8 protein-coding genes are annotated in these 10,798 nt (G+C 68.8%); all 8 read left to right on the top strand.

The annotated features are described in order from the left end of the window. A partial coding sequence (locus tag VGR06_RS21475) for a multicopper oxidase domain-containing protein (RefSeq protein WP_327560914.1) occupies window positions 1–662 on the top strand: 662 nt, incomplete at its 5' end. Between the two features lie 18 nt (window positions 663–680). Continuing rightward, window positions 681–1,814: a pentapeptide repeat-containing protein gene (locus VGR06_RS21470; protein WP_327560913.1), complete on the top strand. Its 1,134-nt coding sequence runs from the start codon at window positions 681–683 to the stop codon at window positions 1,812–1,814. Window positions 1,815–1,903: 89 nt separating this feature from the next. Further along, window positions 1,904–3,772, top strand: coding sequence for an asparagine synthase (glutamine-hydrolyzing) (gene asnB, locus VGR06_RS21465; protein WP_327560912.1), 1,869 nt, complete (start codon window positions 1,904–1,906; stop codon window positions 3,770–3,772). Window positions 3,773–3,782: 10 nt separating this feature from the next. Continuing rightward, the gene (locus VGR06_RS21460) at window positions 3,783–4,520 is read left to right on the top strand and encodes an SDR family NAD(P)-dependent oxidoreductase (protein ID WP_327560911.1); all 738 of its coding nucleotides are present in this window, start codon (window positions 3,783–3,785) and stop codon (window positions 4,518–4,520) included. Between the two features lie 21 nt (window positions 4,521–4,541). After that, a complete protein-coding gene (locus VGR06_RS21455; RefSeq protein ID WP_327560910.1) occupies window positions 4,542–4,922 on the top strand; it encodes a SchA/CurD-like domain-containing protein in 381 nt (126 codons plus the stop codon). 24 nt (window positions 4,923–4,946) lie between these two features. Continuing rightward, window positions 4,947–7,019: a multicopper oxidase family protein gene (locus VGR06_RS21450; protein WP_327560909.1), complete on the top strand. Its 2,073-nt coding sequence runs from the start codon at window positions 4,947–4,949 to the stop codon at window positions 7,017–7,019. Window positions 7,020–7,211: 192 nt separating this feature from the next. Continuing rightward, window positions 7,212–8,774 carry an MFS transporter gene (locus VGR06_RS21445; protein WP_327560908.1) on the top strand — a complete coding sequence of 521 codons (1,563 nt, stop codon included), beginning with the start codon at window positions 7,212–7,214 and terminating at the stop codon, window positions 8,772–8,774. A 237-nt stretch (window positions 8,775–9,011) separates the two neighbouring features. Continuing rightward, entirely contained in the window at window positions 9,012–10,787 is a 1,776-nt protein-coding gene (locus tag VGR06_RS21440; protein ID WP_327560907.1) for an asparagine synthetase B, read from the top strand. Window positions 10,788–10,798: the final 11 nt, after the last annotated feature.

The raw sequence follows: 10,798 nt of genomic DNA, 5'->3' as shown, positions 1-10,798 counted from the left end.
ATGGGCCGTCCGAGGTGTCCGGCAAGCAACTCGCCGTCGGCGGCGGCGGCCGCTACGACCTCGAGTTCACCATGCCCTCCGACCCGGTGCGGCTGGCAACGGCCGACCACCCCGACGCCGGCCTCATACTCGGCTCCGGTGACCGCGCCGCCCAAACCGGCGGCGACGAGTTCGACCCGACCAGCTACGGCCGTCCCACCTCGACCCCGTTCACCGCCACCGGCCCCTTCGCCCACGACGACACCTACTACATCGACAACCACTTCGGCTTCTACAACGGCGAGTTCGCCATACTCTTCACGATGAACGGCAACGTCTACCCCGACATCCCGCCGGTCACCGTCCGCGACGGCGACCTGATCAAAATCAAGTGGGTCAACCGCAGCTTCCTCGACCACCCCATGCACATCCACGGCCACCACGTGCTCGTATTGTCCCGCAACGGAAAACCCGTCTCCGGCAGCCCGTTGTGGCTCGACACCGTGCTGGTCCAGGTCGGCGAAACCTGGGAGGTCGCTTTGAAGGCGGACAACCCCGGCCTCTGGATGGACCACTGCCACAACCTCGAGCACTCAGCTACCGGCATGGCCATGCACCTCACCTACGAGGGCTACGGCACCCCCTACGAAGCCGCCCCCGCCAGTGGCAACGACCCGGAGTGACCCAGCGATTCTCCAGTCGTGAGCACTGAGGACGAGGAGACCGTGCGCTACGGCGTGCTGTCCCCGATCGCGATCTGGACCGCGGCGGCCGTGATTCTCCTGGTCGGTGTGGGCGTGGCGGTGTGGCTCCTCATCGCCTATGGAGGTGGCGACGCCCAGCAGCGCAACCAGCTCGAAGCCATCAGAACCGCCGGCACCATCGTCGTCGGCACCGGCGGCGCCGCCGCATTGCTGCTGGCCGCCCGTCGCCAACGGACCGCCGAAATCGCGCTCAAACAGAAGGATCGCGAGCACGCCCAGCAGCTCGCCGCGGCCCGAGCGACCGAGCACGACGCGACCCAGCGTCGGATCACCGAGCTGTATGCCATGGCCGCCGGACAGCTCGGATCCGATATGGCCGCAGTGCGGCTTGCTGGCCTCTACGCACTCGAACGCCTCGCGCAGGCGGAAGAAACCCAACGGCAAACAATCGTCAGTGTCATCTGCGCCTATCTATGCATGCCTTTCACTCTACCGTCCAGCCCGACCTCCGTTGAAGTTGAAGACAAGCAACGGCAGCGCGAGCTGCAGGTCCGGCTAGCTGCACAACGGCTCCTTATCGAGCATCTGCGTTTCGACACGGAGGACAGCGCCAAGTATTGGACCAACATAGACCTCGACCTCACTGGCGCAAAACTGATTGACTTCAGCCTTTCTCACTGCCGATTGGGCGCTGGCTTTCTGAGCAGTGCGACGTTCATCGGCAAGACCACATTCGCAAGCTCGGTTTTCACAGGCGAGGCGAGATTCGTCGGAGCCAGGTTTACCAACTGGGCCGACTTCCGGAATACCAGATTCGCTGGCGATGTCCAGTTCGATCGAGCTAGGTTCGATGGTTTGCTGAACTTCCGTGACGCCCAACTGGGCTCCGCCAGATTCGTCTCCGCCATGTTCGCCGAGCCAGTCGATTTCCATGGGGTCGCCTTCACCCACGGCCCGGGAACTTTAGGCGCCGCCGGACTCATGCAGGACGCAATGGCGCGCATCGATGACGGACCGATCCGAACCGAGTGGCCACCTGGATGGGCGCCACTTACCACGATCGACCCGCAACCGATGGAGGGCCTTCCCGGTTTGTGGCAGCCGCTGCGGTATATGCCGTCCGACGCCTGAGTTCGACCCATCGACGACCTGAGTGCGACCGGCGGCGAGCAGTATCGGACGCGGACTTCGCGACGGGCTGCCGGTGAGAGGTGTGGTCGATGTCAGGGTTGGTCGGGTGGGTTGACTTCTCGGAGCGCGACCTTGAGAAGGAGTGGGCCGTCCTCTCGGGGATGGCGGGGGCGGTGGCCAGGCGGGGACCGGACGGGCAGCAGGTGTGGACGCGTACCCATGTTGGCCTGGGGTTCCGGTCGCTGACCATTGGCTCCAAGCCCGTAGCGCCGCAGCCGCATGTGCAGTCGACGCCGGACGGGCAGATCGCCGTCTGTGTCTCGGGCACGCCGACGGGCGTGGGCGAACTGGGTGAGTGGTTGCGTACCCGGGGACGGGGCGCGCACCCGGCGGCGCCGGCCGCCGAGCTGGTGGCCAACGCGTACCTCGAGGATGGGACGGCCGCCGTCACCCGGCTGACCGGGGCTTTTGCCATCGCCATCTGGGACGGGCGGACCGAGGAGATCGTCCTCATCCGGGACCGGTTCGGGAACCAGCCGTTGTATTACGCGCTGACGGACACCGGGCTGGTGTTCGGGTCGGAGCGGAAGGCGCTGTTCGCGCATCCGGACACCGAGACCGCGGTCGACATCGACGGGTTGCGGGAGCTGTTCTGCTACGCCGGCACGGCCGGGCACGGCATCTTCGTGGGGATCAAGCAGGTCGAGGCGGCGGAGATCGTCCGGTTCGGGCGGGCTGGGCTGCGGCGGGAGCAGTACTGGCGCCTCATGTCCGAGCCGCACACCGACGACCTGGACACGACGATCCGGCGGGTGCGCGAGCTGCTTTCCGACAGCACGGCCGCGCAGCTCGGGGATGCGGACGGTGTGGGGATCATGCTGTCCGGCGGGGTGGACTCCTCGGCGGTGACCGGGCTCGCCGCCGATGCGTTACAGCGCAACGGGGGCGGCACGTTGCGCACGTTCACCGTGACGTTTGCCGAGCATGGGGAGAACTTCAAGCCGGACGAGGTGTGGGCGACCCCGGACGCGCCGTTCGTAGCGGACATGGTCAAGCACGTCGGAGCCGAGCACACGAACGTGGTGCTGGATACGGCCGACATTCTCGACCCACTGGCCCGGGCGGCGACGTTGATCGCGAAGGATGTGCCGAGCCCGCTGGGGAACATGAACACGTCGCTGTACCTGCTGGATCGCGAGGTCAGCAAGCACGTCAGAGCTGCGTTGCTGGGGGAGATCGCGGACGCGGTGTTCGGCGGGTTCTCGTGGGTACACAATCCGCAGCTGGCGGCGGCGCAGACGATGCCGTGGATCGCGATGGCGCACTACGGCGGCGGGAAGCACGGGATGGGCGGCGACCTGCTGCATCCGGATCTGCTGGCGAAGTTGGAGCTCAACGAGTACTGCACGGCGGCGTGGGAGAGTTCGGTCGCGCAGGTGGTGCATCTGGACGATGAGTCCGATGTGGACCGGCAGATGCGGCGGATCAACTACCTGCACCTGACCCGGTGGCTGGAGACGTTGCTCGCGCACGACGAGTCGATCGGGATGTCGACCGGGCTCGAGGTGCGCATGCCGTTCTGCGACCACCTGCTGGTGCAGTACGTGTACAACGTGCCGTGGGCGATGAAGTCGTTCGACGGGCAGGAGAAGAGCCTGCTTCGGGCGGCGGTGGCGGACCTGCTGCCGGAGACGGTGCTGCGGCGGCCGAAGAGTCCGTATCCGGTCACGCAGGATCCGGCCTATGGGCAGTGGCTGGTGGACGAGCTCGGCGCGCTGGTGGCGGACGCGAGCTCGCCGGTCGCCGACCTGGTCAATGCCGAGGCGATCGCCGAGCTGCAGGCCGATCACTCCGTTTTGGACAGTGGGCCGCGGGCGTGGGTGGCGCGGGCGAACTGCGAGATGGTGCTGGGGCTGGACGCGTGGCTGCGGCACTACAACGTGCGCCTGGTGCTCTGAAAGGGAACTCATGGAACTCGGACTGACCGGGCGCCGGGTGCTGATCACCGGCGGTACCCGGGGGATCGGCCGGGCGGCCGTACTGGCTTTCGCGAAAGCGGGTGCCGGTGTGGTCGTGACCTACCGCAACGACGAGGCGAACGCCGAGACGCTCGAGCAGGAGCTCTGCGAGATCGACGTGAAACACCGCGTGGTGCGCTCCGACGTGACGAAGGCGATCGACGTGCACCAGCTGGTCCAGACCTGCCGGGAAACCCTTGGCGGGCTGGACGTCGTGGTGAACAACGTGGGCATCGACGGCCACGAGCCGGCGGCCACGTTGTCCCTCGCGGACTGGCAGCACATGCTGCGCACCAACCTGACCGGCGCGCACCTGGTCACCCAGTACTGCCTGGAGATCATGGAGCGGGGCGCGAGCGTGGTCAACGTGTCCGCCTCGGTGGCGCAGCGCGGCCTGCCCGGCAAGGCGCATTACACCGCGGCCAAGGCGGGGCTGCACGGGCTGACCCGGTCGCTGGCCAAGGAGCTTGGCCCGGACGGGATCCGGGTGAACACGATCGCGCCCGGGCTGATCGAGACCGAGCCGGACGCGGGCCTGCCGGCGCCGGTGGCCGAGCGGTTCCGCGCGATGAACCCGTTGGGGCGGCTGGGAACCTCGGACGAGGTGGCCAACGTCGTGCTGTTCCTGGCCAGCAATCACGCGAGCTACGTGCACGGCGCGTCCATCGCCATCGACGGCGGACTGTAACCCTTTACCTGGAGGAGATCCATGCCGTACGCGGCCATCAGCTACCGGGTCAAGCCCGGCCACGAGGACGAGATCGCCGAGATCTTCGCCAACTTCAAGCGGGTCAAGACACCCGAGCTGCGGGACGAGGCCGGTCAGGAATCCGGGAAGCTGCTCGGCACCGCGGTGTTCATCGATCACGACGTGGTGGTTCGGGTGATCCACTACGAGGGTGAGTTCGCCGACATCGCCCGGAAGATGGCCGCGCAGAGCGGAGTGCACAGCGTGGAGGCGCAGCTCGCGCCGTACCTGGCCGAGCAGCGCGACACCAGCACCGCCGAAGGCTTCAGCAGTTACTTCAAGAACGCCGTGATGCGCTGTATTTCCCAGCTTTCCGTGGACACGCTGCCCAAAGCGAGCTGACACACGACGAGGGGTTCATCACCGATGTACGAGACCTGGCTGGGCATGGACGTGGGCATGAGCGCCCTGATCGCACTCGCCTGGGCGGTGTTGTCGCGTCGGTTGGGCCGGCTGGCCCGCCACGACGACGCGGCGCGGCTGGTCCGGGCCGCGCGGGGCACCACCGTATGGCTGGTGATCGCCATGGTCGCGGTCCTGGCGAAGGTCGCGATGGCCGTGCTGCTTTCCCAGAGCGGCTGGGAGTTCGCCGCCGACCGGTTCCTGATCATCCCGGTGCTCTACCTCGCGCCCGCGGTGCTCGCGTTCGTGTGGACCGTGCCGGTGTACTGGCGGGTGCGCCGGGCCGGCCGCACCGCGCGGGCGGAATCCGTTACGGTTGCTGTGGAAACTCGGGTCGAGCTGACCTCGCTGAAGGCCGCGCTGCCGCCCCGGCTGACCGCGGTCGGTGGCGTGCTGACCTGGTGGGCGGCGTTCGTCGTACCGCCGGTGCCGCCGTTCGGCGGGGAAGTCCTGGGCTACGGGTTCGCGTTCCTGCTCGCCGGGTTGCTGCTGGTGCTGAAGCTGCGCGGGGAGTCGGGCCGGGTGCTGGCCGGCGCCACCGTGCCGTCGCTGGGGCGCCGGACGTTGCGCTCGGCCGCGATCGTGCTCGGCGTGCTGGCGGTCGCCACCGGCGGAATCGTGTGGTGGCAGCAGACCAGCGTGCTGCCGGACCGGTACAGCATGGCCGAGCACGGCGTCGGCGGGGTGCACGCCGGGCACGGCCAGAGCGCCCCGTCCGGCGCACCCGAACGGTCCGTCACCGAGCTGACCGGCCCCAAGACCGGAGTGCCGGACCACAGGTTCACGTTGACCGCGCAGAAAACCGAGCTGCGACTGCCCTCCGGGGCCACTGTGGACGGTTGGACGTTCAACGGCACCGCGCCCGGCCCGCTGCTCCGCGCCGGGCAGGGTGAGCTGGTCGAGGTCGAGCTGGTCAACAAGGACGTGGCGGCCGGGGTTTCCCTGCACTGGCACGGGATCGACGTGCCGAACGCCGAGGACGGCGTGCCCGGGCTGACCCAGGACTCGGTGGCAGCCGGCGCCTCGCATGTCTACCGGTTCCGGCTGCCCGCCGCCGGCAGCTACTGGTACCACTCCCACCAGCTCTCCTCCGAGCAGGTGCGGCGGGGGCTGTACGGCGGTTTCATCGTGGACCCGCCGACCGGTCCACCCTCCGCCACCGAGGTTCCCGTGCTGCTGCACACGTTCGACACCACGGCGGGCAAGGTCAGCTACACCATCGGCGACTCCGACCAGCTGCGCCGGGAGAAGATCCCGGCCGGCACGAAGGTCCGGTTGCGACTGATCAACACCGACAGCCTGATCAAGCGGTTCACGTTGACCGGCACGCCGTTCCGGATCGTGGCGGTGGACGGCACCGAGGTGAACCAGCCGACCGAGCTCAGCGCGGTGCAGCTCCCGGTCGGCGGCGGCGGGCGGTTCGATCTCGAGTACACGCAGCCGAACGGTCCGGTGCGGCTGGCCGAGAAGCAGCGACTGGACGCCGGGATCCTGTTGAGCCCGGACGGAACCGGCGACCGGGCACCGGACACCAGCGGGCCGGAGTTCGACGTCACCGGCTACGGCGCCCGTGGCACCACGCCCTTCGACGCGAACAGCCACTTCAACGTGGACCAGACGCTGTACCTGGACAACCAGGCCGGCTTCTTCGACGGGAAGTTCGCCCTGCTGTGGTCGATCAACGGCGAGGTCTTCCCGAACGTCCCGCCGATCACCGTACGCGAGGGTGACCTGGTGCGGCTCACGTTCGTCAACCGCAGCCACCTCGACCATCCGATGCACCTGCACGGCCACCACGCGCTCGTGCTCGCCCGGGACGGGAAACCGGCGACCGGGAGTCCACTGTGGCTGGACACGGTGACAGTGTCCCCGGGCGAGACGTGGACGATCGCGTTCCGCGCGGACAACCCGGGGATCTGGATGGATCATTGCCACAACCTCGACCACGCCGAGATAGGAATGGTCATGCACCTGGCCTACGAGGGCTACACCACGCCGTTCGTGGCCGGCAAGGGCACCCCCAACCAACCGGAGTAACCCGCCTCGCCCGGCGGGGCGAGGAGGAAGTCGTGAGCGAGCTTGCGAGCGAACAATTCAACACTGCCCCGCCGCCGAGGAACGAGGCGGCGGGTTCACCATCACCGAGCTCGCGAGGTGATGGATTGAGCGAGCTTGCGAGCGAACAATTCAACACGGGGCAGCCAATCACCGAGCTTGCGAGGTGATGGCGTGACGACTACCCCGGTTCGGCCGCCGCGTGTCGAGTCAGCTCCCACGATCGTCGCGCGGCGGCCCTGGCTGGCCCTGGCCGCCGTGCTCGCCGGCAGCTTCCTGCACATCTTCGACCTCATGGTGATCACGGTCGCCGTACCGTCCATTCGGGACGATCTGCACGCTTCAGCCGCTGCGGCGCAATGGATGCTGGCCGGGTACACGCTCCCGTTCGCGCTGCTGCTGATCACCTCGGGCCGGCTCGGCGACGCCATCGGCCGGCGCTGGATGGTGCTGGCGGGTTCCTTCGGGTTCACGGTGGCGTCGGTCCTGTGTGCGGTGGCCTCGGATCCGAGCGTGCTGATCACCGGCCGGATCCTGCAGGGCGCCTCCGCCGCGGCCATGTCCCCCCAGGTACTCCCGGTGATCATGCTGCTGTTCCCGGCCGCGCGCCGGATCGCCGCGCTGGGCGCGCAGGCCGGCGTGATCGCGGTCGCCACGGTCAGCGGCCCGGTCATCGGTGGCCTGCTGGTCCAGGCCGACATCGCCGGCCTCGGCTGGCGCTCCATCTTCCTGCTGAACGTGCCGGTCGGGCTGTTCACGGTGCTAGCCGGCGTGCGTTGGTTGCCCCGCAACGACACCGTGCTCGGCCGCGTCCGCCTGGACCTGGGCAGCGTGGCGCTGGCCTCGCTGGGTTTGCTGATGCTGATCTTCCCCCTGGTCCAGGGCCGCGACCTCGGCTGGCCACTGTGGACTTTCGGGCTGCTGGCCGGCTCGGTCCCGGTGCTGATCCTGACCATGCGCCGGCAGCGTTCCGGCGACTTCCCGCTGATCGCCGTGTCCCTGTTCCGGGTCCGCGCCTTCGTGGCCGGCTCCGCGGCCAACTTCCTGGTGATGGGCGCCGTCGCGGCGTTCTTCCTGGTTTTCGTGATGTACATGCAGTCCGGCCTCGGCTACGGCCCCGCCGAGATCGGCATCACCATGGCCTCCTTCGCCCTGGCCGCCGGCGCCGCCTCCGGCGCCTCGGTTCCGCTGGCGCGCAAGGTCGGCCGCCCCATGCTCGTCACCGGCGCGCTGCTCATGGCCCTCGGCATGGCCCTGCTCCTCGCCGTCCTGCTGGTCCAAGGCTCAACCCTCGCGGCCTCCGCCGTCGCCGCCTGCCTCGCACTCGTCGGGATCGGCATGGGCCTGCTCAGCCCGCCCCTCTACAACCTGACCCTGACCGACGTCCCCGCCGAAGACGTCGGCTCCGCCTCCGGCGTCTTCGGCACGCTGGCCCAGGTCGGCAGCGCTCTCGGCGTCGCCACCATCGGCGCCCTCTTCTTCGGCCTCCTCACCACCCTCGCCAGCCCGGCGCGCCTGGGACCCTGCCTTGCCACCACCCCCCTCACCGAAGGCACCCAGGCCGTCCTCGACCACTGCGCCCCCAACCCCACCGCGGCAACGATGTTGGCCGACCACGCCCACGCCGCCTTCACCTCCGCCACCGCCGTCACCGTCGCGGTCCAGATCCTCTGCTACCTCGTCGTAGCCGCCCTCCTCACCCGCTTCCTCCCCAAACACCCCACCCCTCGCCCCTGACGGCGGAGCACGTTAGTTCGGTTGCCGGAGCGTACGACTCGCTTGCCCGAGCGTCGAACTCAGTTGCTGGAATGTCGAACTCGCGGTCCTGGGCTTGCCGGGGTCTCGAGGGGGTCTTGAGGGGGGCTGGCGAGCCTGTGGGGGCACGAACGGACCTTGGCGCTGAAAGGGTGTCCTATGTCGGGCGTTGTTGGCTGGATTGACTTCTCGCGGGATCTGGTGAGGGAGCGGCCGATCATGACCGCGCTGACCGGGACGCTGGCGCAGCGCGGGCCGGACCGGGAGGCCGTGTGGGTGTCGCCGCGGGCCGCGCTGGGTTTCCGCACGCTGGCGACGGAGCCGAGCGCGGCGGGACAGCCCTTCGTCACGACCGCGGGCGGGGAGCCGGTGGCCACGTGCGTGACCGGGGCGCCGGCGAACATCCCGGAGCTCCGCGAACGGCTCAAGACGGCCGGGCGCGCGGTCGCCCCGGAGGCCGGCGCCGCCGAGGTGATCACCCGGGCGTACCTGCAATGGCGCGAGGAGTTCGTGCCGTGGCTGGGCGGCTCGTTCGCCATCACCATCTGGGACGGCCGCAACGAGGAGCTGTTCCTGGCCAAGGACCGGCTCGGCGGCCAGCCGCTGTTCTACACGCACGTGCCCGGCGGGCTGGTGTTCGCCTCGGAGCGGAAAACCCTGCTGGCACACCCCGAAGTCGACTCCACAGTGGACGCTGCCGGCCTGCGTGAGGCGATCTCGCACGCGCTCATGCCGGGCGCGCTGTTCTCCGGCTTCTCCCAGCTCAACGGCGCGGAGATCGCCCGGTTCAACCGCGCAGGCTGGTCCAAGCGACGGTACTGGAAGCTGGAAACCCGGCCGCACACCGACGACCTGGACACCACGATCGCCACCATCCGCTCGATGCTCGAGGAGAGCGTCGCGCAGACGCTGCCGCAGGACACCGCCACGCTGATCGCCACGCTCTCCGGCGGCATGGACTCCTCCGCGGTCGCCGGGCTCACCGCGGCCGAGCTGAAGCGGCGCGGTCACGATCCACTGAGGACATACACGGTCGACTTCGTCAACAGCGAGTTCGAGGCCGACGTCATGCGCGACACCAAGGACGCGCCGTACGCCCGGCAGGTCGCCGAGTTCACCGGCTCGCGCCACAACCTGATCAGCATCGACGCCACCGATCTGCTCGACCCCGTGGTGCGCCAAGGGATCCTGAGGGCCAAGGACTACCCGACGCGCATCTACGACATGGAGGCGAGCCAGCACCTGTTCATCCAGCACCTGGCCGCGCAGGGCGGCAAGATCGTGTTCGGTGGCGGCGCCGGCGACCAGATCTTCCGCGGTGCCCGGTGGTCCAACGACAAGGGCCTGGTCGGCTCCGGCACGTTCCCGTGGATCGCGATGGCGCAACGGTTCGGCGCGAAGAACGGCTTCGGCACCGGCCTGCTCGACCAGGACGTCCTCAACACCCTCGACTTCCAGACCTACTACAAAGACCTGTACGCCACCGTCACGGCGGAGATCGAGTACCTGCCCGAGGAGAACGAGTGGGAGCGGCAGGTGCGCGCGGTCGCCTACCTGGTGCTCACCCTGTTCAAACTGGACTCCGGCGTGTTCGCCGCGGCCGGCCTGCAGTCCACCTCCCCGCTCAACCACTGGGCTCTGCACCAGTACGCCTACAACATCCCCGGCGAGTGGCACGCGCACGGCGGGCAGGAGAAGGGCCTGCTCCGGGCCGCAGTCGCCGACCTGCTGCCGGAGTCGGTGCTCAAACGCAAGCAGAGCGCGACCCCGGTGAGCAAGGACCCCGGCTACGCGCAACGCCTGAGCGAGGAGTTCAAGGCGATTCTGGCCGACCCGCAGGCACCGGTGCGCCAGCTCATCGATCTCCAGGCGGCAACGGAGCTCGCCGGCAACCCGGACCGGCTGGTGCAGGACCGGCTGGCCCGCGCGGACGTCGAGCTCACCCTCCAGCTCAACCTCTGGCTCGACCAGTACCGCGTCCGACTGTCCATTTAGCACACAGAGGG

Origin of the sequence: Actinophytocola sp., assembly GCF_036002505.1 — a bacterium.
GTDB lineage: Bacteria > Actinomycetota > Actinomycetes > Mycobacteriales > Pseudonocardiaceae > DASYTH01.
This window is presented reverse-complemented; position numbering and strand designations above follow the sequence as displayed.

What these genes read in the sequence shown, in the direction of transcription:
- VGR06_RS21455 (WP_327560910.1), top strand. Translation starts at nt 4,542, where the DNA reads ATGCCGTACGCGGCCATCAGCTACCGGGTCAAGCCCGGCCACGAGGAC.
- VGR06_RS21460 (WP_327560911.1), top strand. Translation starts at nt 3,783, where the DNA reads ATGGAACTCGGACTGACCGGGCGCCGGGTGCTGATCACCGGCGGTACC.
- VGR06_RS21440 (WP_327560907.1), top strand. Translation starts at nt 9,012, where the DNA reads ATGACCGCGCTGACCGGGACGCTGGCGCAGCGCGGGCCGGACCGGGAG.
- asnB (WP_327560912.1), top strand. Translation starts at nt 1,904, where the DNA reads ATGTCAGGGTTGGTCGGGTGGGTTGACTTCTCGGAGCGCGACCTTGAG.
- VGR06_RS21450 (WP_327560909.1), top strand. Translation starts at nt 4,947, where the DNA reads ATGTACGAGACCTGGCTGGGCATGGACGTGGGCATGAGCGCCCTGATC.